Source organism: Streptosporangium sp. NPDC023825 (assembly GCF_040639575.1).
Classification (GTDB): domain Bacteria; phylum Actinomycetota; class Actinomycetes; order Streptosporangiales; family Streptosporangiaceae; genus Streptosporangium.
In genome coordinates this window covers 187343-211548 of record NZ_JBFAAE010000008.1, presented here as the reverse complement: position 1 = coordinate 211548, position 24206 = coordinate 187343, and the positions used below count along the sequence as shown (strand labels likewise).

The 24206-nt window shown below is 70.3% G+C and carries 26 protein-coding genes, 1 tRNA gene and 2 pseudogenes; 17 read left to right on the top strand and 12 right to left on the bottom strand.

Annotated features, from left to right (window positions below):
• Positions 1-181 precede the first annotated feature (181 nt).
• The gene (locus tag AB0G15_RS10765; protein WP_362837446.1) at positions 182-1285 is read left to right on the top strand and encodes an acyl-CoA dehydrogenase family protein; all 1104 of its coding nucleotides are present in this window, start codon (positions 182-184) and stop codon (positions 1283-1285) included.
• 76 nt (positions 1286-1361) lie between these two features.
• On the opposite strand, the gene AB0G15_RS10760 is transcribed toward AB0G15_RS10765, so the two are convergent.
• Positions 1362-1964 carry a TetR/AcrR family transcriptional regulator gene (locus AB0G15_RS10760; protein ID WP_362687601.1) on the bottom strand — a complete coding sequence of 201 codons (603 nt, stop codon included), beginning with the start codon at positions 1962-1964 and terminating at the stop codon, positions 1362-1364.
• A gap of 224 nt (positions 1965-2188) precedes the next feature.
• On the opposite strand from AB0G15_RS10760, the gene AB0G15_RS10755 reads away from it, so the two are divergent.
• Positions 2189-2926, top strand: a complete 738-nt coding sequence (locus tag AB0G15_RS10755) for a nuclease-related domain-containing protein (protein ID WP_362837444.1) — start codon at positions 2189-2191, stop codon at positions 2924-2926.
• Between the two features lie 19 nt (positions 2927-2945).
• Here the strand turns inward: AB0G15_RS10755 and AB0G15_RS10750 are convergent, their stop codons facing one another.
• Together AB0G15_RS10750 and AB0G15_RS10745 are read right to left on the bottom strand one after the other, a co-directional pair.
• Entirely contained in the window at positions 2946-4325 is a 1380-nt protein-coding gene (locus tag AB0G15_RS10750; RefSeq protein WP_362837442.1) for a VWA domain-containing protein, read from the bottom strand.
• A 31-nt stretch (positions 4326-4356) separates the two neighbouring features.
• On the bottom strand, positions 4357-5208 hold the full coding sequence (locus AB0G15_RS10745; RefSeq protein ID WP_362837440.1) for a MoxR family ATPase: 852 nt from the start codon (positions 5206-5208) through the stop codon (positions 4357-4359).
• A 167-nt stretch (positions 5209-5375) separates the two neighbouring features.
• Here AB0G15_RS10745 and AB0G15_RS10740 point away from each other — a divergent pair.
• Both AB0G15_RS10740 and AB0G15_RS10735 read left to right on the top strand, forming a co-directional pair.
• Positions 5376-5452: transfer RNA gene (locus tag AB0G15_RS10740), tRNA-Lys, on the top strand.
• Positions 5453-5751: 299 nt separating this feature from the next.
• Positions 5752-7134: a hypothetical protein gene (locus AB0G15_RS10735; protein WP_362837438.1), complete on the top strand. Its 1383-nt coding sequence runs from the start codon at positions 5752-5754 to the stop codon at positions 7132-7134.
• 320 nt (positions 7135-7454) lie between these two features.
• Here the strand turns inward: AB0G15_RS10735 and AB0G15_RS10730 are convergent, their stop codons facing one another.
• Entirely contained in the window at positions 7455-8627 is a 1173-nt protein-coding gene (locus tag AB0G15_RS10730; RefSeq protein ID WP_362837436.1) for a serine hydrolase domain-containing protein, read from the bottom strand.
• Between the two features lie 207 nt (positions 8628-8834).
• Positions 8835-9170 carry a helix-turn-helix domain-containing protein gene (locus AB0G15_RS10725; protein ID WP_362837434.1) on the bottom strand — a complete coding sequence of 112 codons (336 nt, stop codon included), beginning with the start codon at positions 9168-9170 and terminating at the stop codon, positions 8835-8837.
• A gap of 159 nt (positions 9171-9329) precedes the next feature.
• Between AB0G15_RS10725 and AB0G15_RS10720 the strand changes: the two genes are divergently transcribed.
• From AB0G15_RS10720 to AB0G15_RS10695, 6 genes are all read left to right on the top strand, one after another.
• Positions 9330-10292 carry an NAD(P)-binding domain-containing protein gene (locus AB0G15_RS10720; RefSeq protein WP_362837432.1) on the top strand — a complete coding sequence of 321 codons (963 nt, stop codon included), beginning with the start codon at positions 9330-9332 and terminating at the stop codon, positions 10290-10292.
• A gap of 3 nt (positions 10293-10295) precedes the next feature.
• A complete protein-coding gene (locus AB0G15_RS10715; RefSeq protein WP_362837430.1) occupies positions 10296-11207 on the top strand; it encodes an NAD(P)-binding domain-containing protein in 912 nt (303 codons plus the stop codon).
• 101 nt (positions 11208-11308) lie between these two features.
• Complete coding sequence (locus AB0G15_RS10710; RefSeq protein WP_362687817.1) at positions 11309-12286, top strand: ABC transporter ATP-binding protein; 978 nt, start codon at positions 11309-11311, stop codon at positions 12284-12286.
• Positions 12287-12347: 61 nt separating this feature from the next.
• Complete coding sequence (locus tag AB0G15_RS10705) at positions 12348-13109, top strand: ABC transporter permease (RefSeq protein ID WP_362837428.1); 762 nt, start codon at positions 12348-12350, stop codon at positions 13107-13109.
• Between the two features lie 9 nt (positions 13110-13118).
• Complete coding sequence (locus tag AB0G15_RS10700; RefSeq protein ID WP_362837426.1) at positions 13119-13943, top strand: ABC transporter permease; 825 nt, start codon at positions 13119-13121, stop codon at positions 13941-13943.
• A 154-nt stretch (positions 13944-14097) separates the two neighbouring features.
• Positions 14098-14703: a DUF5994 family protein gene (locus tag AB0G15_RS10695; protein WP_362837424.1), complete on the top strand. Its 606-nt coding sequence runs from the start codon at positions 14098-14100 to the stop codon at positions 14701-14703.
• A 24-nt stretch (positions 14704-14727) separates the two neighbouring features.
• Here AB0G15_RS10695 and AB0G15_RS10690 read toward each other — a convergent pair whose 3' ends face one another.
• A complete protein-coding gene (locus tag AB0G15_RS10690) occupies positions 14728-16014 on the bottom strand; it encodes a hydroxyacid-oxoacid transhydrogenase (protein ID WP_362837422.1) in 1287 nt (428 codons plus the stop codon).
• A 199-nt stretch (positions 16015-16213) separates the two neighbouring features.
• On the opposite strand from AB0G15_RS10690, the gene AB0G15_RS10685 reads away from it, so the two are divergent.
• Positions 16214-16795 carry a hypothetical protein gene (locus AB0G15_RS10685; RefSeq protein WP_362837420.1) on the top strand — a complete coding sequence of 194 codons (582 nt, stop codon included), beginning with the start codon at positions 16214-16216 and terminating at the stop codon, positions 16793-16795.
• Positions 16796-16812: 17 nt separating this feature from the next.
• Here AB0G15_RS10685 and AB0G15_RS10680 read toward each other — a convergent pair whose 3' ends face one another.
• Both AB0G15_RS10680 and AB0G15_RS10675 read right to left on the bottom strand, forming a co-directional pair.
• Complete coding sequence (locus AB0G15_RS10680; protein WP_362837418.1) at positions 16813-17172, bottom strand: ATP-binding protein; 360 nt, start codon at positions 17170-17172, stop codon at positions 16813-16815.
• A gap of 122 nt (positions 17173-17294) precedes the next feature.
• Entirely contained in the window at positions 17295-17657 is a 363-nt protein-coding gene (locus tag AB0G15_RS10675) for a hypothetical protein (protein WP_362837416.1), read from the bottom strand.
• Positions 17658-17876: 219 nt separating this feature from the next.
• Between AB0G15_RS10675 and AB0G15_RS10670 the strand changes: the two are divergent.
• The 5 genes and pseudogenes from AB0G15_RS10670 to AB0G15_RS10650 all read left to right on the top strand — a co-directional run.
• Positions 17877-18056 (top strand): annotated as a pseudogene (locus tag AB0G15_RS10670) (helix-turn-helix transcriptional regulator); the annotation flags it as partial.
• Between the two features lie 175 nt (positions 18057-18231).
• Positions 18232-18705, top strand: a pseudogene (locus AB0G15_RS10665) (DUF5753 domain-containing protein); the annotation flags it as partial.
• Entirely contained in the window at positions 18696-18902 is a 207-nt protein-coding gene (locus tag AB0G15_RS10660) for a DUF397 domain-containing protein (protein WP_362837414.1), read from the top strand. The pseudogene AB0G15_RS10665 and the gene AB0G15_RS10660, both read left to right, overlap by 10 nt.
• A gap of 86 nt (positions 18903-18988) precedes the next feature.
• Entirely contained in the window at positions 18989-19666 is a 678-nt protein-coding gene (locus AB0G15_RS10655; RefSeq protein WP_362837412.1) for a class I SAM-dependent methyltransferase, read from the top strand.
• 72 nt (positions 19667-19738) lie between these two features.
• Positions 19739-20191 (top strand): NUDIX domain-containing protein, encoded by a 453-nt coding sequence (locus tag AB0G15_RS10650; RefSeq protein ID WP_362837410.1) that lies wholly within the window; start codon positions 19739-19741, stop codon positions 20189-20191.
• 92 nt (positions 20192-20283) lie between these two features.
• On the opposite strand, the gene AB0G15_RS10645 is transcribed toward AB0G15_RS10650, so the two are convergent.
• A complete protein-coding gene (locus AB0G15_RS10645) occupies positions 20284-20943 on the bottom strand; it encodes a rhomboid family intramembrane serine protease (protein ID WP_362837408.1) in 660 nt (219 codons plus the stop codon).
• Positions 20944-21574: 631 nt separating this feature from the next.
• Between AB0G15_RS10645 and AB0G15_RS10640 the strand changes: the two genes are divergently transcribed.
• Entirely contained in the window at positions 21575-22258 is a 684-nt protein-coding gene (locus AB0G15_RS10640) for a hypothetical protein (protein WP_362837406.1), read from the top strand.
• A 154-nt stretch (positions 22259-22412) separates the two neighbouring features.
• On the opposite strand, the gene AB0G15_RS10635 is transcribed toward AB0G15_RS10640, so the two are convergent.
• From AB0G15_RS10635 to AB0G15_RS10625, 3 genes are all read right to left on the bottom strand, one after another.
• Entirely contained in the window at positions 22413-22787 is a 375-nt protein-coding gene (locus AB0G15_RS10635) for a DUF427 domain-containing protein (RefSeq protein ID WP_362837404.1), read from the bottom strand.
• 275 nt (positions 22788-23062) lie between these two features.
• Positions 23063-23764: a DUF998 domain-containing protein gene (locus AB0G15_RS10630; protein ID WP_362837402.1), complete on the bottom strand. Its 702-nt coding sequence runs from the start codon at positions 23762-23764 to the stop codon at positions 23063-23065.
• A gap of 134 nt (positions 23765-23898) precedes the next feature.
• Positions 23899-24183 (bottom strand): antibiotic biosynthesis monooxygenase family protein, encoded by a 285-nt coding sequence (locus AB0G15_RS10625; protein WP_362687526.1) that lies wholly within the window; start codon positions 24181-24183, stop codon positions 23899-23901.
• Between the last annotated feature and the right edge of the window lie 23 nt (positions 24184-24206).

Genomic DNA, 24206 nt, shown 5'->3' with positions numbered 1-24206 from the left:
GACCGATGGCGGAGGGCGAACCCGACGCAGTGAGTGGAGTGGGTCGCGAGGGACGAGCGGGCCGCGTAGCGAATGAGGAGTGGTGAGCGACCGATGGCGGAGGGCGAACCCGACGCAGTGAGTGGAGTGGGTCGCGAGGGACGAGCGGGCCGCGTAGCGAATGAGGAGTGGTGAGCGACCGATGACACTGCTTTACACCGAAGTCGAAGAGGAGCTGCGCGCCTCCGTGCGGGACCTTCTCGCGGACCGCTGCGGGGCCGACGCCGTGTTGAGGCGTGCCGAGTCCGAGGCGCCGTACGACATGGACCTGTGGAAGACGCTGTCGCGGGACATCGGGGTGGCGGGCCTGCTGGTGCCGGAGGAGTACGGCGGGGCGGGGGCGTCGGCGCGGGAGGTCGCGGTGGTGCTGGAGGAGCTGGGGCGGGCGGTGGCGCCGCTGCCGTTCCTCACCAGCTCGGTACTCGCCACGAAGGCCCTGCTGCAGGTCGGCGAGAAGGACCTGATCCAGCGACTCGCCTCTGGGGAGACCACGGCGGCGCTCGCGGTGTCGCTGGCCGCCTCGCCGTACCGTCCGCTGCCGGAGACCGTCACCGTCACCGACGGTGGGGTGCTGAACGGGGAGATCACGGCGGTGGCCGGCGCGGACGTGGCGGACGTGCTGCTGGTGCCCGTCGGGACGGCGCTCTACCAGGTCCGGGCCGCGGATGTCCGGATCGACGTGGTGCCGTCGCTCGACCTGACGCGGCCGATCGCCACCGTCACGTTCTCCGGCACCCCCGCCGGTGAGGCGATCGGCGGGCTCGACGTGCGGAGGGTGCTGAGCTTCGGCGCGGGCCTGCTCGCCTCCGAGCAGCTCGGGGTCGCCGAGTGGTGTCTGGGCACGACGCTCTCCTACATCAAGGAGCGCCACCAGTTCGCCCGGCCGGTCGGCTCCTTCCAGGCGATCAAGCACCGGATGGCCGACCTCTGGCTGGACGTGGTGCGGGCCCGTGCCGCCGCGAGGAACGCGGCCGACCTGCTGGCCACGGCCCCGGGCGCGCCCGATGAGGGGGAGGCGGCCCGCGACCGAGAGCTGGCGGCGGCGGTGGCCGCGTCGTGGTGCTCGGAGGTGGCGGTGCGCGTCGCCGAGGAGAGCGTCCAGCTCCACGGAGGGATCGGGATGACCTGGGAGCACCCGGTGCACCTCTATCTCAAGCGCGCGAAGTCCGCCGAGATAGCCTTCGGCACCCCCGGCGCCCACCGGGAGGCCGTGGCGGCCCTCGCGGACCTGCCCGCTCCCGCCTGACCGCGTGCCGGCGCGAGGCCCCCCGGCTCCGTGCCGGGGGGCGTCGCGGAGTTCGTCGCCCTGTTCGGGCGGAGGGTCACGCGGGGGGTGCCGGCGGATCCGGTCGCAGCGAGGTGAGGAGCAGGTCGGCGAAGTGCGCCCCCAGCTCGGGGCCGGACAGCGCGCCCTCCGCGCTGTACCAGGTGCCCAGATGGTGGACGGAGCCGAAGAAGAAGTCGACGACGATGTCCGCGGGGACGTCGCTCCTGAAGGTGCCCTCGCGCTGCCCCTCGGTGACCAGGTCGCGGAAGCGCTCGTGGTAGTTGCGCCGCTCGGCGCGGACGACCTTGCGGGTGTCGGGCGCGAGCAGGTGCATCGAGCGGAAGAAGATCTTGGAGTCGTCCAGGTTCTCCACCGTGGTGGTCACGACGTCCGCGGCGGCGGAGTGCAGGCGGGTGGCCACCGGTCCCGGGCCGTCGGCGAAGTGGGTCAGCCGCTCCATCTGCAGGCGCAGCACGCGCCCGTAGATCTCGTGGAGCAGGTCGTCCTTGGAGTCGAAGTAGTGGTACATGGCGCCCTTGGTGACGCCTGCCGCCGAGACGACCTCCTGAACTGACGTACTCTCGAAGCCTCGCTCGGCGAACAGACGTGTGGCCTCGCTGAGCAGGCGTTGCCGTACCGGCTCCTGGTCCTGAGTCATGCGTCCCCCATGGTGTGGTGAGGGAAAGCATACCGACTGGTCGGTTACGCCGCTGGTGGCTGGCGAATGTGTGTTACTTGCGTCACCATCGCGATCCAGGGATAGCTGGAGCCCCCGATTGGGTATTTCATGGTCTGAGGATCTTCAGCGTGGCAGGTCCCCCCTCCCGTCCTTCCCGACCGTTCTAGCCATGGGGGTTCGCTATGCCGGGCGGATCTATCTACGTGACGCCAGTCGACCAGGTCCACGGCCTGTCGCCGCAGGTCATGTACGAGCAGTTCTGGATCAAGGAAGTCGCCCAGCGCAGGAAGATGCGCGCGATCAAGGCGGTGGCCGGCCTGGCGGTGGGCGTCGCGCTCGCCTACCGGTTCAATCTGTCGCCGCCGATCCTCGGACTGCTGGGCGCCCTGCTCGTCGCCGCCGGGGACACGTTCCTGACCTGGCGGGAGTACGACGCCACCGCCGTCTGGCGCGGCAGGCGCCGGGGCGAGGCCATCACCGGCAAGCTGCTCCGCCGCAAGCTCCGCAGGGACGGCTACCACATCCTCGAAGGCCGGGCCGTCCCGGGCAAGGCGTCGGTCGACCACCTCGTCATCGGCCCCGGTGGCGTCTGGGTGGTGGACAACGAGGCGTGGGGCCCCGACACCGAGATCGCCCGGTACGGCGACCGGTTGTTCCTGGGCGAGAAGTACGGCACGAAGGTGGCCAAGGCGCTCGTCGAGGTCTCCGAGTCGCTGGCCGAGATCCTCTCCCGGGAGTCGGGCATCCCCGTCACCATCGAGCCCCTGATCGCCGTGCACGGCGGGGAGATCAGGCGGTCGGTCACCGCGGAGGGGCTCACCCTTCTCAAGCCCCGCCTGGTGGCGCGCTGGATCCAGAAGGGGCCACGGGCCGACTTCGACGACGCCCAGGTGGAGGTCCTCGCCAGGACCGCCGCCCGGGTGCTGCGCCGCATGAGCTGACCGCGCCCGCCGCGTTTCCTCAGACGAGTCCCTCGATGAAGGCAGCCAGCTGCGCGGCGTTCCGGCACTCGTACATCGGCACGATCCCGCCGTACGCCGTCGCGAGCGAGTCGCCGCTGTCCCACTGGGCGGCCGGCTCCGGGTTGAGCCAGTAGGCGTGCCGGGCGCCGGCGGCCAGGCGCCTCAGCGTCTCCAGCGCGGGCGACTGGTAGTTGGACCGGGCGTCGCCCAGGATCAGCAGGGACGTCTTCGGCCCGATGGCGTCGCCGTACCGTTCGGCGAACCGCTCCAGCGCGTGGCCGTAGTCGGTCCGGCCGAACCGCACCATGTCGGCCTCCCTCGTCAGCCGGGTCATCGCCTCCACCACGTCGGCGCCCGGTACGAAGAACCGGGTGATCTCGTCCACGGTGTCCACGAACCCGAACGCGCGGACCTTGGTGAACTGCTCGCGCAGCGCGTACGTCAGCAGCAGGGTGAAGTGCGCGAAGGAGGCGACCGAGTCGCTGGTGTCGCACAGGACGACCAGTTCGGGCTTGTGCGGGCGGCGAGGCCTGTTGAAGGTGGTCAGCGGCACCCCGCCGCTGGACAGCGAGGCCCGTACGGTCCTGCGGAAGTCGAGGCGGCCACGGTGGCCGAGCCGGCGCTTGACGGTCAGCCGGGCGGCGAGGCGGCGGGCGAGCGGGTGGACCTCCCTGCGGAGCCTGGCCAGGTCGGCCTTGGTGATCCGCAGGAAGTCGAGCTGTTCGAGCGGCGGGCGTACCGCGGAGCGGGCGATCCGCTCGATCCCGGAGTCCTCGGCGATCCGGCGGCGCACGTCGGTGGAGACGGCGTCCTCGAAGCGCCTGGTGTTCTCGCCGATCCGCTGCCGGGCGACCCTCTCCGCCAGCCCGCCGCGCTCCCGGCCCGCGAGGACCTCGGCGAGCAGCCGCGCCATGAGCGTCTCGGGGGAGAGCGTCCGCATCACCGGGTAGGAGAACCAGTTCTGCCTGCCGGGGCCCGCGGGCTGGCGGCCGAAGCGCTCCACCATCGCCCGCGCGAACTCGTTCATCCCCTCGGCGCCCAGCAGCAGCCCGGCCAGCCGGTCGCGCAGCTCGGAGACCTCGGCGGTCTCCAGGTCCGGCGAGCCCGGCAGGCCCGGCCGGTCCGGCTCGGCCGCGCGCGGCGCCCGCAGGCCGGTCGTCGAGGCGGGGAACCACAGGTCGAACAGCGTGTCGAAGCCCGGCCGGTGCGAGGGCCGCTTGACCAGCGTCGCGGCGTACGCGGCCCGCAGCGACTCCCGCTCGGCCAGGTCGATCATCACCAGCGCCCTGGCCGCGTCCAGGCCCTCGGCCGGCGACACCGGCAGCCCGGCCTCGCGCAGCGCGTGCACGAACCCCACGTGCCGGTCGAGCAGGCTCACCTCCTGCCTCCCGCCCCGCGACCCGGGCCCGTCACAGGGCCAGTTCCTTGCGCGCCCGGGTCTGGTCGGAGGCGTGCTTGAGGACGACGCCGAGAGTCGCCCCGATCGCCGCCTCGTCGAGCTCGGTCCTGCCCAGCGCGAGCAGGGTGTTGGCCCAGTCGATCGTCTCGGCGATCGAGGGCGACTTCTTCAGCTCCAGGCCGCGCAGGGTGGCGACCGTGCGGGCGAGCTGCTCGGCCAGGCCCGCCTCGATCGCGGGCACCTGGGCCAGCACGATGTCGCGCTCGCGCTCCGGCGTCGGGTACTCCAGGTGCAGGTAGAGGCAGCGCCGCTTCAGCGCCTCGGAGAGCTCGCGGGTCGCGTTGGAGGTCAGCACCACGTACGGCTTCCGCACGGCGGCGATCGTGCCGAGCTCGGGGATCGTGACCTGGTAGTCGGACAGGATCTCCAGCAGCAGCCCCTCCACCTCGACGTCGGCCTTGTCGATCTCGTCGATCAGCAGGACCACCGGCGTCTCCGACCGGATCGCCGCGAGCAGCGGCCGCTCCAGCAGGAACTCCTCGGTGAAGATGTCGTCATGCGTGGCGTCCCAATCCTCGCCCTGCCCGGCCTGGATGCGCAGCAGCTGCTTCTTGTAGTTCCACTCGTACAGCGCCCTGGCCTCGTCCAGCCCCTCGTAGCACTGCAACCTGACCAGCCGGGCCCCGGTCGTCGCCGCCACGGCCTTGGCGAGCTGGGTCTTGCCCACCCCCGCGGGCCCCTCGGCGAGCAGTGGTTTGCCGAGCGCTCCCGCCAGGAAGACCGACGTCGATATGGAGTCGTCGGGGAGGTAGCCGACGGCGTCGAGCCGCTCGCCGGCGTCGCTCGGTGAGGCGAACCACATGTGTGCTCCCAGTACAGGACCGAATGTTGTTCTAGCTTAACCGGTGATCGTCTCTGCCTCGCGATCGCCACCGGCCGTGATCGTCTCCGCTCCGCGATCGCCGCCGGCCGGGGCCGTCGCCGATTTCGAAGCGCCGCCCGATGTGCGCTATTCTTCAAGGGCTTCAAGCGCCGCTAGCTCAGTTGGTTAGAGCAGCTGACTCTTAATCAGCGGGTCCGGGGTTCGAGTCCCTGGCGGCGCACCATATCTGACAGCGCATCAGCGATTCTCGCGGGTGCGCTGTCAGCGTTTCCGGCGTCCTGTCGCGTGCGGGTTCGTCCTCCGTTTCCGCTCGTGTCGGCTCGTTCCGGCTTCAACGTCACCACACCGGCAAGGACGATCGCCGGCACCCCTGATCGTTTCCGGCCGGCCGCTCCGTCCCGGCCGCCACCGGCTGTCTCGGCTCCGAGGTCGGGCCGAAGCGCGCCGGGTCCTGCGGGGCGGGGACAGGCCGCGATCACGGAGGGCCCGGCCGTGCCGGGGGCGGGGCTAGGGTGCGGTGTCATGGATGTCGCCGATCTCGACTACCGGGTCCGGACGCTCTCCGGTTGCATTCCCCCGGACGTGGTCTCCCGGCTGATCGAACTCGGTCACGTGGCGGAGGTCGAGTTCCAGGCCGGGCGCGGGGAGTGGTTCTGCGCACGGGAGTGGGCTCGGCTGCTCGCGGAGCGAGGCCGGCGCGCGGAGGCGTTGGAGGTCTTCGCCCCGTACCTCGCCACGGGCTGGTGGAGGGCGTTCGAAACCGTGGCCGGGCTGCTGGAGGAGTGGGGGAGAGCGCAGGAGGCGATCGCGCTCGCCCGTCCGGCGGCGGAGGCCGGAGACAGGGTGGCGCTGAGGTTCTACGCGCGGCTGCTCGCCCGGCACGGTCGAGGCGACGAGGCGTTCGTCATGCTCCGCCCGTACGTGGAGGACTTCTTCCTCGCCGCCGCCCTGGTCGACGTCGCCGGGATCACGGGCCGGGACGAGGAGGCCGCCGCGCTGCTGGCCGCCCGCATCGAGGCGGGGCGAGGCGACGACCCGTCGTGCCCTCGCCGCGTCGAACCCTTCAACGCCGTCGGGTTGCTCGCCGAGATCCGCGAGCGCCAGGGGCGGGTCGACGAGGCGGTCGCGCTGCTCCGTACCCGGGAGGAGACCTCGGTCGACAACCGTGACCAGCTGGCCGATCTGCTGGCCAGGCACGATCGGATCGCGGAGCTGCGGGCGTACGCGGTGGCCGACCCCCACTGGCACGCCGCGCAGCGTCTCGCGGAACTCCTGGAGGAGCGCGGTGACGTGGAGGGCGCGATCGCCGTGTACCGGCGGCCGGGGGGACCGGAGTTCTGCCGGTGCCACGGGACGGTCCTTCTCGCGGAACTCCTGGCGAGGAACGGCCGGGCCGAGGAGGCGACGGAGGCGATGCGGGCGCTCGCGGACTCGCCGGGCGGAGCCGAGGACTGGATCGTCCACACGCTGTGCGCCCTTTACGCCGACCAGGGCCGTCCCGAGGACGGCCTGGCCTATCTCGACACCCTCAAGGCACGCTCTGGCGGGGAAGGGTGGGAGTTCTTCGGGATGCGGCTCTCCCTGATGGCCGCGTGTGGCCTGAGCGAGGAGGCCGTCGAGCAGGCGTGTGCCCACCCCGAGAGCGACGCCTGGTGGGCGGTCCGCTCCGTCGCCGGGCTGCTGGCCGGCGCCGGACGCATCGAGGAGGCGGTCGCCCTCCTCGAACGGCACCCGGAGGCCGACAGCGGCCTCCTGGCCCGTCACCTCATAGAGCTCGGACGCGTCAAGGACGCCGTGGCGGTCCTCCAGCGCAGGCCCGAGCCCTCGGAGGACGAGACCTTCTGGGCCGGTACGGCCGACACGGCCGCTACGGCCGGCACGCTCGTCGACGAACCCCCGTTCTGAGGACACGGGGACGTCCGGCGGGAACGCTCGCAGTCGTTTCCGGGTTCGGGTGCGCTCGTACGCGACCGCCCGGCCGTCGTCCGTGCACGGATGGCCGGACGGTTCCACGGCCGCCGACACCCCCGCGTGCCGCCGAGGCGGTGCGGGGGCGAGCGGGGCGGTCACCCGTTACTTGCACAGGGCGGTGTCGAGGGCCTTCTCCACGTTCTTGGCGCCCTCCAGGGTGACGGGCGGTGGTGCTCGGTGAACGCGGGCATGGGAGGGCTCCTGGGGAGAGGGGTTCGGGCGGCAGGAGAGGCCGGGGAAAGGCTGGAGAAGCGCTACTCGGTGCCGCAGAGGGCGTCGTCGACGACCTTGATGACCTTCAGGACCCCTGCCTCGCTGGTGGGAAGGGCGGTCACCGCGACCGCGGTCGCCCGGCCGTCGGTGGTGGCGGCGTTGCGGGTCTCGTAGCCGTCGATGTCGCCGCCGTGGCCCCACGCGGTGTCGCCGCAGTCCAGCTTCATCTTGACCACGCCGAGCCCGTACCGCCATCCCTCGGGGAACCCGGGGGCCTTGACCGTCTTCTTCATCTCCGCCAGCTGCGCGGGCCTGAGCAGCTTGCCGTCCAGGAGGGCGAGGAAGAAGGTGTTGAGGTCGTTCGGGGTGCCGATGAGCTGGCCGGCCGCGCCGCCCCAGGACGGGTCCATCGTGGTGATGTCGACGAACTCGCCCTTGGGCTTCCTGACCGTGTAACCGCGGGGGTGCGGGCCCTTGACGGTCTGGTCGCCGACGCCCGGCCAGTAGGTGTCGCGCAGCCCGGCGCGGTCGATGACCCGCCTGGTGACCTCTTCGGCGATCGGCCGGCCGGTGACCTTCTGCACGACCAGGCCGAGCAGCAGGTAGCCGGTGTTGCTGTACTCCCAGCCCTTGCCCGGCCCGAACGACGCCTTGTGCCGCAGCGCCACGTCGATCATGTCCCTGGGCTCGACGTAGCGGTGCTGGATCTTGAAGAAGTCCTGGTGCATGTAGCGGGTGTAGTTGGGCAGGCCGCTGGTGTGCTGGAGGAGCTGGCGAACCGTGATCCTACGGCCGTCGCCGGCCTTGCCGCGGACCAGGCCGGGCAGATACCTCTCGACCGGCCCGTCCAGCTCGATCTTTCCCTCGCCGACGAGCTGCAGCACGACGGTGGCGACGAACGTCTTGGTGTTGCTGCCGATGCGCACCCGGCCGTCGGCCGGCACCTCCTCCCGCGTCTCCAGGTTGCCGACGCCCGCCGTGTAGCCGGTGACGCGCCCGCCGGTGTCGCGCACCGAGGCCAGCGCGCCGGGGAACTCCTTGCCGATCAGCCCGTCGAGTGACTTCTGCACGCCGTCGTCGAAACCGGCGGCCGCGGACGCCGAGGTCGGGGCCGAGGCCGACGCCGCGACCGGCGCGGCGACGGTGCCGACGGCGATCGTCGCGGCGAGCCCGCAGGCGAGGAGGCGTGAGCGGGGGGAGGAGGGCTTGTACACCGGGACTCCTTGTTCGAGGGTCACTTGCCGACCCCTGAAGCATGTCGCGGGGGAGATCGTCACTTCGATCCCGCGAGCTGGAGCCTCTTGGTACAGCTGGTACTACCTCGATCAGGTGCGCCGGTCGGCCCGCGGGCGGCGCGGGACGGTGCCGAGACGACCCGTCCCGAGGTGCTCGCCCGGTCCCGGGCGCCGCTCGACGGGACGTCAGCGGCGCGGGAGGGCCTCGATGGTCTCCATGTGGATCTCGCCCCACTCGCCGAGCGGGATGAGCGCGGTGTTGAGCGAGTGGCCGAACTCGGTCAGCGAGTACTCCACCTTCGGCGGAACCTGGTGATAGACCTCGCGGTGCACCAGGCCGTACGACTCCATCTCCCGGAGCTGCTGGATCAGCATCTTCTCGCTGATTCCCGACACCCTCCGGCTCAGCTCGCCGAACCGGAGGGCCCCGAAGTGGAGGGCCCACAGGATCAGTGCCTTCCACTTGCCGCCGACGACGTCGACGGCGGCGTCGAGCCCGCACGAGTAGGTCTGTTTCTTCATCCCGATCTCCACACTTACAAAAAGGTTAGTACCTGACAAAATAGTAGGTACTTGATGAAATTTCAGCGGCGCGCCAGCATCGAAACGTCCCGGCCGGGGTCCGAAGGGATCCGGGACTGGGACCTTCTTATGCCGACATCGCGTGAAATAGGGGGAAAAATGAATATCGACGATCGGACGCCGGTGACAGTCATCGGCCTGGGGGCGATGGGCAGGGCACTGGCCGGGGCCTTCCTGGACAAGGGTCATCCCACGACCGTGTGGAACCGTACCGCCGGGAAGGGCGGAGAGCTCACCGAGCGGGGCGCGACCGAGGCGGCCACCGCCGCCGAGGCGGTCGCCGCGAGCCCGGTCGTCGTGGTCTGCGTGCTGGACTACCACGCGGTCCGCGAGGTCCTCGGCGCCCCCGCCCTCAACGTCCCCGAGGGTTCCGGCGACCCCGGCACCGTGACCGGCCTCCTGGCGGGCCGGACCCTGGTGAACCTCACCAACGGCACGCCCCGCCAGGCGCGCGAGCTGGCCCGCTGGGCCTTTGAACAGGGAGCGGACTACCTGGACGGCGGCATCATGGCGGTGCCCCCGATGATCGGGAGCCCCGGATCTCTCATCCTCTGCAGCGGATCGCCGGAGACGTTCACCGCTCACGAGCGGACCCTGTCGGCGCTGGGCACCGTCTCCCACCTGGGCGAGGACGCGGGCCGGGCGGCCCTGTACGACATCGCGCTGCTCAGCGCGATGTACGGGATGTTCGGCGGCTTCTTCCAGGCCGTCGCCATGGTCGGTTCCGAGAAGGTCCCGGCGACGGAGTTCACGCCGCTGGTGGTCTCGTGGCTCGACGCCATGCTCACGAGCCTGCCCGAGATGGCGAAGGCGTACGACGCGAACGACCACTCCGCCACCGCCTCGAACCTGGGGATGCAGGCGGAGGCCTTCGTCAACCTGCTGGACGCCGGCCGGGACCAGGGCGTCAGCACCGAACTGCTGGAGCCCATGGGGGCGCTGCTCCACCGGGGGGTCGCCGCGAACCGGGGCGGCGGCGACCTCTCCGCCCTGATCGACCTGCTTCGCACGGACCCCGCGCGGAGCGCGAACGCCCGATCGAACGACGCCGGATCGGAGTAGGACATGAACCACGACCACAACCACGACCACCCCGCCCCGGTGACGGTCCTCGGCCTGGGGCCGATGGGCCGGGCGCTGGCCGGATCGTTCCTCGCGAACGGCCATCCCACGACCGTGTGGAACCGGACGGCCGCCAGGGCCGAGGATCTCGTCGCCCGCGGAGCGATCCGCGCGGACACGGCCGCCGACGCGGTCGCGGCGAGCCCGCTGACGATCGTCTGCGTGATCGACTACGACGTCGCGCAGGCGATCGTCGGCCCGGCCGCCGGCGCGCTGAAGGGGCGCACCCTGGTCAACCTCACCGCCGACACGCCGGAACGCGCCCGCCTGATGGCCGCGTGGGCGGCCGAGCGCGACATCGATTATCTCGACGGGGCCATCATGACCCCGACGCCGACCATCGGGGGACCGGCGGCCGTCGTCCTGTACAGCGGGCCGGAAGAGGTCCACCGGACCCATCGGCGGGCGCTGGCGAGCCTGGGCGGCACCTCCGCCTACCTGGGCGCGGACCCCGGGAGGGCGGCGGCGCACGACGTGGCCCTGCTCGACCTCTTCTGGACGTCCATGAGCGGTCTCGTCCACGCCTTCGCCCTGGCCGCCGCCGAGAACATCGCGGCCAGGGACCTCGCCCCGCTCGCCAAGGGGATCGGCGCCCTCCTCCCCGACCTCATCGACAAGTTCGCGGAGAACCTCGACGGCGGCGACCACCCGGGCGACGAGTCCACCATCCTGTCGGCCGCCGCCGGCATGGAGCACATCATCCACGCGGCCCAGACCCGGGGCATCGACACCGGCGTGCTGAGCGCCGCCCGGGCCGTCGCCCGGCGGGCCGTCGACGCCGGTCAGGGCGGCGACAGCTTCTCACGCCTGGCGGAGGTGCTCGGAAGGCCCGTACCGCACCCCGTCGTCAGGTAAATATATTGCGAAACATACTCGGACTCTTACAAAATCATGTCTTGAAGATCCCTTGATCTATAGGGAACACGACTGATCGTGCTGGAGAGCCCGAGGTGTCCATGGCAGAAGACGGCAGTGCGGCACCGCTGATCCAGGCGGAGGGGCTTCAGAAGACGTACCCGCCCAGAGACAGGCGGGGCACCGGGTTCCAGGCCGTGGCCGGGATCGACTTCCACGTCGACCGGGGGGAGGCCTTCGGGTTCCTCGGCCCGAACGGGGCGGGCAAGTCCTCGACGATGCGCATGCTCGGCTGCGTCTCCCCGGCCACCGCCGGAACCCTGCGGATCCTCGGCATGGACCCCGCGCGCGACGGCCGCAGGATCCGGGCGCGCCTGGGCGTGGTCCCGCAGGACGACGTGCTGGACCCCGACCTCACCGTGCGCGAGAACCTGACGATGTACGGCCTCTACTTCGGGCTGTCCCGCCGCGTGATCAGGGAGCGCGCGGAGCGCCTGCTGGAGTTCGCGCAGCTGGAGGAGAAGGCGGGCGAGAGCCTGGGGGCGCTGTCCGGCGGCATGCGGCGGCGGCTGACGATCGCCCGCTCCCTGATCAACGAGCCGGACATCCTCCTGCTCGACGAGCCGACCACCGGGCTCGACCCGCAGGCGCGGCACGTGCTGTGGGACCGGCTGTTCAGGCTGAAGCAGCAGGGGGTGACGCTGCTGCTCACCACCCACTACATGGACGAGGCCGAGCAGCTGTGCGACCGCCTGGTGGTGATGGACAAGGGGCTCGTCGCGGACGAGGGGTCACCCCAGGAGCTCATCCGCCGGCACTCGACGCGCGAGGTCCTGGAGCTGAGGTTCCGGATCGACGAGCACGAGCAGGCCGCGGAGAAGCTCTGCGACCTGGTCGGTCCCGGCGAGGGGGAGCGGGTGGAGGTCCTGCCCGACCGGGTGCTGGTCTACACGCACGACGGCGAGGCGACGCTGGCCGCGGTCACCGCCGCGCGGATGACCCCGATCACCGCCCTCGTCCGGAGATCGACGCTGGAGGACGTGTTCCTGCGCCTGTCCGGCCGGACCCTGACGGACTGAGGCGGACGACATGTCCATCATGCCGATGTTCCCGACCCCGACGGACCGAGGCGGACGACGCATGCCCATGCTCCTGCGCGAGTTCTCCTCGTGGATGCTCCGCTACCGCCGCTCCTGGAGGAGCACCATCGTCATCAGCGTGGCGAACCCGCTGCTCTTCCTGGTGGCCATCGGCGCCGGGCTCGGACAGCTGGTCGACCCCGCGTCGCTGGGCGGCCTGACCTACCTGGAGTTCTTCGCCCCCGGGATGCTCGCCGCCGCGGCGATGCAGAACGCCTACGTCGAGGCGGCGTTCGTGGTCCACAGCTCCCTGCGGCAGGGCAAGGGCTACCTGGTGGCCGCCGCGACCCCGCTGGAACCCCGCGACATCATGGCCGGGCACCTGTTGTTCATGGCGTTCAGGATCGGCACGAGCGCGCTGGCGTTCGCCGTGGTGATGGCGGCCTTCGGCGCCACCCGCTCCCCGTGGGCCGTGCTCACCGTGCCCGCCGCACTGCTGACCGGCATGGCCTTCGCGGCCCCGCTGGCGGCGTGGACGGTGACCGTCGACAGGTTCAACACCCTCAACACGGTGTTCCGGTTCGTGCTGATGCCGATGTACCTGTTCTCCGGGACCTTCTTCGCCATCGAGACGCTCCCCGACTGGCTGCGCCCGCTGGCGTACGTCACACCGCTGTGGCACGGCGTCGACCTGTGCCGAACCCTGAGCCTGGGCACCGCCACCCCGCTCACCTCCGCGATCCACGTCGGCTACCTGGCCGCGCTCACCGCCGGGGGCGTCGCGGTGGCCCTGACCACGTACCGGCGACACATCCACGTCTGAGGGGTCGACATGCCACAGAACCTGGAGACCAGGGTGCCGGACCCGGAGAGCAGGGTGCCGCCCGCCGTGCCCCGCTGGGGTGGCGCGCACTTCCTGGTGTTCCGCAACCTCCGGGTGCACACCGGAGGCAACCCGTGGACCATGGCGATGTACTCGATCTTCGAGCCCATCCTGTACCTGCTCGCCATCGGCGTCGGCATCGGGCGGCTCGTCGGGGACGTCGACGGGGTGAACGTCACCTACGCCGCGTTCGTCGCGCCCGGCCTGCTCGCCACGGCGGTGATGAACAGCGCCCTGTACGAGACGATGGAGGGCGCCTTCGTCAAGTTCACCCACGAGCGCCACTACCGGGCGATCCTGTCCACCCCCTTGTCCCTCACCGGGATCGTCGCCGGCGAGGTGGCGTGGGCGGTGCTGCGCGGCTTCGTCACCGCGATCGGGTTCCTCCTCGTGATCACCGTGTTCGGGCTGGTCTCCTGGCCGGACGCCCTGGTCGCGGCGGCCGGTACGCTGCTCGTCGCCTTCGCCTTCGGGAGCGCGGGCCTGGCCGTGACGACGCGCATCCGGTCCTGGTCCGACTTCCAGTACGTGCAGCTGGTGCTGCTGCCGATGTTCCTCTTCGCGACGACGTTCTACCCGGTCACCGTCTACCCCCGGGTGATACAGGTCATCGTGGAGCTGTTGCCCCTCTACCACGCCATCCAGCTGCTGCGCGGGTGCGCCCTCGGCCGGATCGACTCCGGCATGATCGTGAGCGTGCTCTACCTCCTCGTCATGGGGGCGCTGGGTCTCGTGGTGGCCAGAAGGCAATGGGCGCGCGTCATGCTCCACTGAACCGCGCCGAACCTGTCATCCGATCCCGGTTCCGGGACGGGAACCAAGGTAGAATAGGGGTACCAAGGACATTTCGTGCGTTGGCATTCGGGTCGGCGTCGCCCAAGGCGATAGGCAACCCCGGTCCCCAGGGACCGAGACAGGCCAGACGATCATGACGTCCGAGCTTCTCTCCCACAGCGCACCCCCCACCTCCGGCGCCGTCACCGCGAACGACCCTTCCACCTCCGGCGCCGTCACCACGACCGCTCCCTCCGAGGTACGCCTCAGCCTGGATCCCGTCCTCGGCCGCAGGGGCGCCGTGGACGGGGCCTGGTGGCCGTACTCGCCGGACGCCACCGTGGAGCTGCCCGGGCTCATCGCCGCCGTCGACGAGCTTCTCGGCCGGCACGTCCTGCGGGTGGGCCTGCCGCTGAAGGCGTGGGACGACATCCCGCACCGCGTCGCGGCCCCCGGCCGCCAGGTGAAGGTCGGCTGGTTCCGCCACATGGACCCGCACGTGGTCACCCTGATCCCCGTGAACATGGAGCCGGTCAACCTGCTGGTGATCCCGCCGGGCACCGAGAGCGGCACCGCCGCGAACGCGCTCAGGCTGGCCGTCACGCCTGAGGCCGCCACCGGCCCGGCCGGCATCCTCGCCGCCGCCTCGGACGCCGCCCCGGCCGTCCCGGTCACTCCGGCCGTCCCGGACGCCAGGAACAACGGGGACGACGGGGACGACGGCCAGGCGTCCTGGGAGGGCGAGGGCGGTCACAGGTGACCGGAGACGAGCGCCGCCGCCTCCTCACCAGAGGGTGAGGGAGCGGCTCAGGATCCCGGCCGCGTCGTCCTCGCCCACCGGGCGCGGGGCGGTGGCGAGCAGCCTTTGCTGCTTCATCGCCCCCTCCGCGAGCGCGGGGACGTCCGCCTCGGTGTACCCGACGCCGCCGATGCCGTTCGGCATCCCGACGTCGCGCATCAGCCTCGCCAGCACGCCGGGCAGGAACTCCGCGAGGTCGCCGGGCCTTTCGGCGGACGGGTCGAGCAGCTCGGCCGCCCGCAGGTGCCGTTCCGGCCGCGCCTCGAAGGTGAACCGGAACGCCTCGGGGGCGGTCAGCGCGACGGCCATCCCGTGCGGCACCATCGGCTCGTCCCCCGGGTAGCCCTCGGGGCGGAAGTCCCGCACGCGCCCGGCGATCGGGTAGGCGTTGGCGTGCGGGATGTGCACGCCCGCGTTGCCGAACCCCAGCCCGGCGAACGTCGCCGCCAGCGCCATCCGCGCCCTCGCCTCCCTGTCGTCCCCGTCGCGCACGGCGGCGCGGAAGGACCCCGCGAGCAGCTGCAGCGCCCGCTCGGACCACATGTCGGCCACCGGGTTCGACCCGCAGTACGGGACGCGCTCCTCGGGGCGCTTGCGCTCGTAGGAGGTGTACGGGCGGGCGGTGTAGCTCTCCAGGGCGTGGCAGAGGATGTCCATCCCGGAGGCGGCGGTGACCTCCGGGGGCTGGGACAGCGTCAGGTCCGGGTCGACGACCGCCAGGACCGGGCGGAGCCGGGCGTGGCTGATCCCCGTCTTGACCTTCAGGTCGAGCACGTCGAGCACGCAGATCGTGGTGCTCTCCGACCCGGTACCCGTCGTCGTGGGCACCGCGACCAGCGGCTTGAGCGGCCGTGACGGCGCCAGGCCACCCCCCACGGGCGCGTTGACGTAGTCCATCAGCTCGCCCGGGTTGGTGGTGAGCAGGTTGACCGCCTTGGCGGTGTCGATGCTCGACCCGCCCCCGACGGCGACGAAGGCGTCCCACGGGCCGGAGGCGCGGGCGTGGTCGACGGCCGCGAGCAGGCTCTCGTCCGTCGGCTCAATGCGCACGCCGTCGTACACGCGCGCCTCCATGCCGAAGCCCGCCAGCTGGTCGGCGATCCGCCGCGGCGCGCCGGTCGCGGCCACCCCAGGGTCGGTGACGACGAGGACGCGGCGCGCGCCGTACTGCCCGAGATCGAAGCCGATCTCGGCGGAGGCGCCCGGCCCGAACTTCAGTGCGGGGGCGCCGTAGGTGAAGACGGACTCGGGGTCGCTCGGAGCGGTGAACACGTCCCGTTCCCCTCTCTCGCTGGTCGTACCGACGGGGCAGGAGCCATCTGCGTCAGCGAGCATACCCAGCGGTATGTCGTTGCCGTCCACCCGCCCGCCGATCGCGGGCCCGGGGCCTCTCGCGGACACGAGATCCGGGGCTTTCGCGGGCAAGAAGCCTGCAAGCCAACGACAAGCCGGACTCCCTATCGTCGCCGCCATGACGAAGCGAACGATCACGCTGGCCGCCGTCGCCGGAGCCGCCGTGCTGGCGGCCCAGTTCCCCGCGTCCGCGAGTTCCTCCACCGCGCTGCTCCGGCTGCGCGCCGGTCTGACCCTGGAGATCCCGAACTCCTGGCGGGTGTACAGGACCGCGGACCGGGTCCAGGTGGTGACGGGTGCCTGCGCGCGGCCCGGCCGCGGCTACTTCCAGCCCAAATGTGACAGCTTCTGGGTCATGGGGCCGAAGACACTCAAGATCGGCGCCGAGGGGTTCGGGCCCTACGACCCCACGCAGGGCCCGTACTACCCGGCCTCCGACGTGCAGCGCTGCCCGACCGACCCCGAGTACGGCCAGGTCCTCGGCAAGGCGATCGTGGTCGGCTACCGGAATGTCGGGGTGGCGCACAAGGCGCACTACCGGGTCTGGCCCGGCCGGTGCGTGTCGTACAGCAACGGTGGGCAGAAGTCGACGTTCAACCAGCGCGAGTGGTACCTGCCGCAGTCGAAGCTTCTCGTCGTCGATCAGTGGGCCACCCCGGGCCTGGCCGGAATCCTGAAGAACGCCACCTGGGCCGGCTGATTCCGCCGGACGGTGGATTACCCGGCCACCTGGAACCAGACCGAACCACCCGCGCCGTCGCGATGCGACCCCCATCCGGCCGCGACCATCTCCACCAGCCACAGCCCCCGCCCGCCGTCGTCGTCGGTCTCCGGTACGCGCACGGCGGGCGCGCCGGCGTCGGACCCGTCGTCGGCGACCTCCACGTGGACCGTCGCGCTGGTACGCACCACGTAGACGGTCACCCGTCCGTCCGCCGTACGCCCGGAGTCGGAGTGGGCCACGGCGTTCGTGGCCAGCTCGCTCAGAAGGAGCAGGACGTCGTCGAGCACCGGGCCTCCGACCTGCTCGGCCAGCAGGTCACGCGCCCAGGCCCGAGCCTCCGGAACGGATTCCACCCGCCCGGGAAACACCCTCCGCCACGCGCCGTACGGCCCACCCGCCCACGGCGTTGTCGAAGTTCCGTCACCGTGATGTCCAGGACAGCTGTCCTCTTTCCCCGTGGTCTCCTCTCCGGATCTCACGCGGTCACCGCCGACACGATCATGTCGGCCGCGTTGTCGGCCTCCGCCCAGACCCATTCCCCGCGCTGCCACAGCCGCGCCCACCAGGGCCGCCAGACGAACGCCCACCCGCAGAAGCGCCGGACGACCGTGATCCTGACCAGCGCCGCGCCCGTCGCCGTACGGATCTCCAGAATCGGCTGCCCCGCCACCGGGAGGACCAGCGAGGTACACACACCGAGGCGATGCAGATCCCAGCCGAGCCGGGTCAGATGGACGAATCGTTCATGCCGCTCGACCGCCGTCGCGCTCCTGTCCGCCGAGTGCCCCTGGCGAGCGTGATCGAGGCGTGAAAGGTCGCCGTTCTGATCATTCGTCACTTGTCTCGTCTCCGGTTCAAATGCAATGGGACGCTTTCTTTTTCGTCCTGTCGAACCGAGAGGACGTGTGCTTAGATTGCCCTCATGAGAGGTGAGGACATAACCGGATCGGTAATCCGAGAGATAGCTGAAAATGCCGACGGTCGGCCTGTCGATACCAAGAGCTGACATCGCCAATTAACCCAAAATGCCGTTTTTCTCTATTTCAGGAGGAATGCGATGAGCGTCGAGACCTCCCCGGAGCCCGGATCCCCGCACGCGCGTTTCGGGGCTGAGATGCGCCGGTTGCGCGAGGCCGCGCAGTTGTCCCAGAGCGCAGTGGCCTCACGCCTGGGATGCACGCAGACGCAGGTGAGCCGCCTGGAGTCCGCCACCCGCACGCCGTCGAGATCCGACGCCGAGCGGCTCGACCTGCCCTTCGGCTCAGGCGGCAGCACGCACTTCACGGACCTGCGCCGACACATCGTCGCCCGCCCCAGCGGCCCGGCCTGGTTCATCGGCTGGGCCGAGGAAATAGAACCCGCCGCCCTCGTCCTCCGCTCCTGGGACCCTCTCCTCGTCCCCGGCCCTCCTCCAGACCGAGTCCTACGCCAGGCACCTCTTCACCCACGGTCCCCGGGCCACCCCCGACGAGGTGGAGGAGCGTGTCCAGGCCCGCATGCGCCGCCAGCGAATCCTCGACAAGGAGAACCCTCCGATGCTTCTCGTCCTCATGGACGAGGGCGTCCTTCGCCGTCGCGTCGACGGCCCCGAGGTGATGCGGGAACAACTCGGCCACCTGCTGGAGACCGCCCAGCGGCCTACGGTCGCCGTTCAAGTCGTCGATGCGGATTGCACCGCGGGTATGTTGGGCGCTTTTATGATCGCCGAACTTCCGAACGGTCAACCGGACACCATCCATGTCGATTCATCGATCGAAGGACACGTCACGACCGACCAGGATTCCGTGACCTCGATATGGAACAGATATGAATCCATACGCCGATGGGCTTATCCTGATCGCATGTCCCTCAAAATGATCGAGGAAGCGAGGCAGGAATGGACCTGAGTGCCGCAGTATGGCGGAAGTCGTCGCGCTCCGGAGACAACGGCGGCCAGTGTGTCGAGGTAGCCGCCAACCTGCCGGGTGTGGTCGCGGTCCGCGACAGCAAGGACCCTCGTGGTCCCAAGCTCCTCTTCACCCCCGCCGGGTGGCGAACCTTCGTCGATGGCGTCAAGATCGGTGAGTTCGACCGGCTGACCTGACGGGAAACACGACACGCGGCGTCGTCAAGCACCGGTCCGGCTTTTACGAGACAGACGCGGTGACCGGCGAGAGGAAACAGAGCTCCTTGGCGAAACTGCTCGATGACGAGGCGTTGGAGCGCTCGTCGGTGGTGGCGAACCGGGTGATGAACCGGGAGCGGGGACTGACCGGTTCCAACGGGTACGGCCGGGAGCTGGGCATCGACGTGCTGGAGGTCCTGCGCGAGCGGGTGCGGGCCGGGCGGCGGGTGCGCTGGCTCGACCTGTGCTGCGGTTCGGCCCGTGCCCTCTTCGAGGCATCCCGCCACCTGGGGGACGAGGCGGAGATCGTCGGTGTCGACCTGGTCGACTTCTTCGCCGGGCCGTCACGCCCGCCGAGGCTGCGGCTGGTCACCGCCTCGATCACCGGCTGGGAGCCCGAGGAGCCGTTCGACCTGATCACCTGCGTCCACGGCCTGCACTACGTGGGGGACAAGCTCGGTGTCCTGTCCCGGGCCGCCGGCTGGCTGGCCGAGGACGGCCTGCTCGTCGGCAACCTCGACACCCGGAGTGTCCTCGTGGAGGACGGCGTGCCGGCGGGACGCCGGTTGGCCTCGGCGCTGCGGGACGCCGGGCTGGACTACGACCCCCGGCGTCGCCGGATCACCTGCCGGGGCCGGCGGGTCGTCGAGCTGCCCTACCGCTATCTCGGCTCCGACGACCGTGCCGGGCCCAACTACACCGGCCAGCCCGCGGTCGACTCCTACTACACCTACGAGTCATGAAACCGGGCACCATGGCCCGAAGGGGTAGCGTCTGATCTTCAGGCGGGCGCCGGCCTGCGGATGGGACTCACCGTGAAGAAGCTGATCGTCCGGCTCTGGAGGCTGACCAGTGGCTCGCTCCAGTGGCGCGTCAACTGGCTTCGTCACGCCACGTTCATGGTCGGGGTGACCGGCATAGTGCGCGACCAGGACGGCAACGTCCTCCTGCTGAAGCACCGCTTCTGGCCGGAGGGCAGGCAGTGGGGCCTCCCGACCGGCTACGCGAACAGATCGGAGACCTTCGAGGACACGGTCCGCCGCGAGGTGCGGGAGGAGACCGGGCTGAAGGTCCACGTCGGAGAGCTGGTCCGGCTGAAGAGCGGCTACCGGCTGCGCCTGGAGGTGGCCTACGAAGCCGAGTTCGCCGGCGGCACGCTCAAGCTCGACGATTTCGAGATCCTGGAGGCGGGGTGGTTCGCTCCGGACGACCTGCCGGCAGAGCTGCAGGAGTCACACCGCCTTCTCATCCGACGTAAGCATCTCTAGAGTCCTGTGCCGAAAACCTGGCGCGCGACTCCCGGAAGTCCCCCGGAAGTTCTTGTGAGGCGCCGACGCGGCCGCTCCTGATGGCGTCCGCGTCAGAGCCCGAGTTCGTCCAGTTCCTTCCGCAGCGCGGTTCTCGGATCCTGGGGTGAGGGGGCCGGGACCGGTCGGGTGCGGTCACGTTCGCGGAACAGCCAGCCACCCAGCAGGCCGGCGAGGAAGCCGAACAGGTGGGCCTGCCAGCCGATGCCCTCCTTGGGCAGCAGGCCGGTGAACTGGTAGGAGAAGCAGAGGGCGATGACCAGGCCCACCACGATGTCGATCAGATGCCGGTCGAAGGCGCCCCGCACCAGGACGTAGCCGAAGTAGCCGAAGACGACGCCGCTCGCGCCCGCGCCCACGCTCTGCGGGTTGGAGGTGAACCAGGCCCCAAGGCCGCTGACAAGGATGATCAGCCCCGTCACGCCGAGGAACTTGACGACGCCCCGGTAGGCCGACAGGAAGCCGAAGACGAACAGCGGTCCCGAATTGGCCTGGATGTGTTCCCAGCTCCAGTGCAGGAACGGCGCCGACGCGATGTCGGGCAGGCTCGCGGGATCCCACGGCCGCACGCCGTGCTCCTGGCCCAACGCGTAGCCCGACGTCCAGTTGGCGATCTGCATCACCCAGATGAAGGCCAGGAACCCGACCATCACCCAGAACGCCTTGCGAGCCTCGGCGATCATGATCTCGGCCGTACCGCCCTTGGCGCCCACCGGTTCCTCCCCAGCTCTCCGGATCTCGTCCGCAGTTCAGTATCGGGATGAAAGATCACAGATGCGACAGCGGTACGTGGCCGCCTTCGGCCTTCCCGCTCCGGCGTTCTCCGGACGTTGACCCATTCAGTTCCGGCCGGGGGCCGGGCACATCGCAGGTACCGGGCGAGCGTGTCCCAGGATGAGCGTCCCGAGTTCCCGGTTGACAGCTTCGAATGACGGGCCACCGCGGCCAATTCATATAGATATATGCAGGCAAGTCCACCTTGTTGGGATATTGCTAACTCTGGTCCCGATAATCGGGTTCACATTGCCGTGTCGCCTTCCTGGGCGACCGTGTGCCATTTACATTCGAACGTGACGCACCGAATAGCCGACATGAATAGCCGTTAAAAGATGCCATTCGCTGGCAAATCGGGCGCGGCGCGGAAATGTGAACGCGCGGCGCGCTGTAGCGGATGAGCGGAGAGTCCACGTTGAGGTGGGCGGCGGCGCGAACCGGCATGCGGGAAGTGCGGAAAGCGTGCGGCGGGGAGCGGGCGTACGGGATCTCTCGGGCGCCGGAAAATCCTGCCCATGATTCCGGCAAGCGTGACATGGATCAGAGATGACGAGCAACAAGGAGATGGAAATGCGCCAGGAAATCGGAACGGAATCGCATCAGGGAGTCAAGCGTGACGCCGTACGGCGGTTGCGCCTCCTCTCGGCCGGGCTCGGTGCGGCCCTGCCCTTGATCGTCTCCGTCCCGGCACCGGCCGGGGCCGTCGCGACACCCGGGGAACCCGCCCCCACTCCCGCCAACAACTGCGTCGTCGACGTGACCGGAGGACTGAACAAGCCGGGAACGGAGCACTGCTTCCCCACGTTCACCGAGGCGATCCGGTTCGCCACCGACGGCGCCGTCACCGACGCCCCGCCCTCCGCCGTCGAGGGTGTGGACGACCCCGTCCTCGACGCGCTACTCGGTAGCAGCGAGAAGTCGGCCGGCGCCGAAGCGACCCCCGCGGCCGCCGGGGCCCTGATGATAATCGGGATCGAATATGAGCACATAAACTACCGGGGTGCCTCGTACACCTTCCGAGGCTCCCGGAGCTGCACCGGTCCGACCACCAATATCGACTACTCGGTCAATCTTCCGCGGCACTGGTGGGACCGCATCTCCTCTTTCAAGAACTACTCCAACTGCTTCACCAACCACTATGCGTATACGAACTTCCTCCCCCCGGCGACCGGTTACCTGAATGACCGGGCGGTCATGCCGATCATCGACGGCCGCAACTTCAACGACGACGCGCGATCGATCAGGTGGAGCTGACCGGCAGCGCCCTACCGGCCCGGGCGGCGGTCCGCACAGGCCGCCGCTCGGCCCGGCCGTGTTCCCGGAAAGGCCCTCGCACAGGGGCGCCGGGACATCGAGGACACCGGGACACGGAAAGCACAGGGAAAGCGCCTCGAGTTCGGGCGGGTGGCTACTCGACGACGATGGAGTCGACCCGGTCGGGATAGAAGGCGACGTGGTCCTTGATCTCGGCGACGGCCGGGTGCGGCGACTCGTAGAACCACACCGCGTCCACCGCCTGCTTCCCGTCCACCGTGACGGTGTAGTAGCTCGCGTCGCCCTTGAACGGGCAGTAGGTGGCGGTGTCGGTCCGCTCCAGCAGCGAGCGGTCGACGTCGGCGATCGGGACGTACTGCACCGGTGGGTACGCCGCCTCCCGCAGCGTCAGCGCCCGCCGCGAGTCGGCGACCACCTGGCCCCCCACCGACACGACGACCCGGGCCGGGTTCGCCGTGATCGTGATCGGATGACTGGGGCTGGGCTCCAGGATGGGCTTGTCGGTCATGGCGGGACCCCTTTCTGTCATGTCCAGTCTGCCGGACCGGTGCGCCCCCGGGCCGCCGCGCCCCCGAGTCCCGGGGCGAATGGCAGGATCTCGCCGGACTCGACGAGGCCGGTCGCCGGTCGCCTACCCGACCTGGATCCAGAAGTGGTCCGCCCAGGGACGGATCCCGGCCGGAAACCTGGCCTGACACGGCGCCTCGGGTGAGAGGGCGCGGGCAACGGCCCGGCCTGACGCCCGGAGCCCGCTCTCGTGTCGCCCGGCGATCGGGAGAGTGGTCAGACCGGTCGCGCCGGTACGGACCCGCGGGGTGTTCGCATCAGATGGACGGCGAGGAGGCTGACCCAGGAGAAGCCGGCCGTGATCGAGATCCGCTGGAACAGGCCGCCGAGCTCGACGAATCCCTCGGTCTGGGAGAACCCCAGGCCGGCGACCACGAACGCGCCGATGAACACCAGGCCGCTGATCCCCGAGTAGACCGCCCAGCCGGGCTCGCCCCAGCCGGCGAAGCGCCGGGCGAACACGAAGCACGCGGCGGTCAGCGCGGCGAAGACGAGCAACGAGAACGGGAAGTCGTGAAGCCGGCCCTGCCAGGTGTGCTCGCCCAGCGCGGGCGAGCCGGGTGGGTAACCGCTGACCGGGTCGGTCGGGAAGACGCCGGCGCCGATCAGCCCGATCGCGTACAGCCCGATCAGCAACGGTCCCCAGGTCGAGTGCCGTCCCGAGGCGGAAAGGTCCTGGCGCAGGCCGACGGCGAAGACGAGCATCAGCAGGCCGGTGACGACGAAGTTGGCGACCTGCGCCCATCCGGACGGGCCGAGGGCCAGCGAGCTGACCGGATGACGCATCGGGTCGTAGTCGGGGCGGACAAACCCCTGGATCAGGAAGGCGCTGACGAACAGCGGTCCGCCCACCGCCCCGCACAGGTAGGGAAGACTGACTCGCGGCGCCTTCGGGGTGTTCTTCGCCGGGGTACGCATCACACCTTTTTAGCAGTGGATATCCCGGCTGTCCGGATAAAGACGCCGACGTCCGTACGGGGAGGAGATCCATGGAGACGCCGGGCGTCCTACAGGAAATCCGTACAGGAAAGGAGCCCCACCGGCCCGTCGGATCAGGCGGGGCCGACACCGGAGATCTGGTAGCGCGCCACCTCGGCGTCGCGGATCACCGCCTCCTGGTCGTCGCCCGGCCCGGAACCCCGGAAGGCGTCGAGGGTCTCCGCCGACTCCCAGCGCTCGTAGACGTTGATCCGGCCGGCGTCGACGAGATCGGCGCCGAGCGTGAAGTCGAGGCAGCCGGACGAGGCGCGCGCCTGCTCGACCACGCTCACGCACCCCCGGAGGTAGCCGTCACGGGCATCGGGGTCCACCCGGATCCAGCCTGAGACAATGATCATGACGTCAGGGTACGGTCCGCCAC

Excerpts from the sequence above, each read along its gene's own strand:
- AB0G15_RS10765 (WP_362837446.1), top strand. The coding sequence starts at position 182 with ATGACACTGCTTTACACCGAAGTCGAAGAGGAGCTGCGCGCCTCCGTG.
- AB0G15_RS10760 (WP_362687601.1), bottom strand. The coding sequence starts at position 1,964 with ATGACTCAGGACCAGGAGCCGGTACGGCAACGCCTGCTCAGCGAGGCC.
- AB0G15_RS10745 (WP_362837440.1), bottom strand. The coding sequence starts at position 5,208 with ATGTGGTTCGCCTCACCGAGCGACGCCGGCGAGCGGCTCGACGCCGTC.
- AB0G15_RS10735 (WP_362837438.1), top strand. The coding sequence starts at position 5,752 with ATGGATGTCGCCGATCTCGACTACCGGGTCCGGACGCTCTCCGGTTGC.
- AB0G15_RS10725 (WP_362837434.1), bottom strand. The coding sequence starts at position 9,170 with ATGAAGAAACAGACCTACTCGTGCGGGCTCGACGCCGCCGTCGACGTC.
- AB0G15_RS10720 (WP_362837432.1), top strand. The coding sequence starts at position 9,330 with ATGAATATCGACGATCGGACGCCGGTGACAGTCATCGGCCTGGGGGCG.
- AB0G15_RS10715 (WP_362837430.1), top strand. The coding sequence starts at position 10,296 with ATGAACCACGACCACAACCACGACCACCCCGCCCCGGTGACGGTCCTC.
- AB0G15_RS10710 (WP_362687817.1), top strand. The coding sequence starts at position 11,309 with ATGGCAGAAGACGGCAGTGCGGCACCGCTGATCCAGGCGGAGGGGCTT.
- AB0G15_RS10705 (WP_362837428.1), top strand. The coding sequence starts at position 12,348 with ATGCCCATGCTCCTGCGCGAGTTCTCCTCGTGGATGCTCCGCTACCGC.
- AB0G15_RS10700 (WP_362837426.1), top strand. The coding sequence starts at position 13,119 with ATGCCACAGAACCTGGAGACCAGGGTGCCGGACCCGGAGAGCAGGGTG.
- AB0G15_RS10695 (WP_362837424.1), top strand. The coding sequence starts at position 14,098 with ATGACGTCCGAGCTTCTCTCCCACAGCGCACCCCCCACCTCCGGCGCC.
- AB0G15_RS10685 (WP_362837420.1), top strand. The coding sequence starts at position 16,214 with ATGACGAAGCGAACGATCACGCTGGCCGCCGTCGCCGGAGCCGCCGTG.
- AB0G15_RS10660 (WP_362837414.1), top strand. The coding sequence starts at position 18,696 with ATGGACCTGAGTGCCGCAGTATGGCGGAAGTCGTCGCGCTCCGGAGAC.
- AB0G15_RS10640 (WP_362837406.1), top strand. The coding sequence starts at position 21,575 with ATGCGCCAGGAAATCGGAACGGAATCGCATCAGGGAGTCAAGCGTGAC.
- AB0G15_RS10635 (WP_362837404.1), bottom strand. The coding sequence starts at position 22,787 with ATGACCGACAAGCCCATCCTGGAGCCCAGCCCCAGTCATCCGATCACG.
- AB0G15_RS10630 (WP_362837402.1), bottom strand. The coding sequence starts at position 23,764 with ATGCGTACCCCGGCGAAGAACACCCCGAAGGCGCCGCGAGTCAGTCTT.
- AB0G15_RS10625 (WP_362687526.1), bottom strand. The coding sequence starts at position 24,183 with ATGATCATTGTCTCAGGCTGGATCCGGGTGGACCCCGATGCCCGTGAC.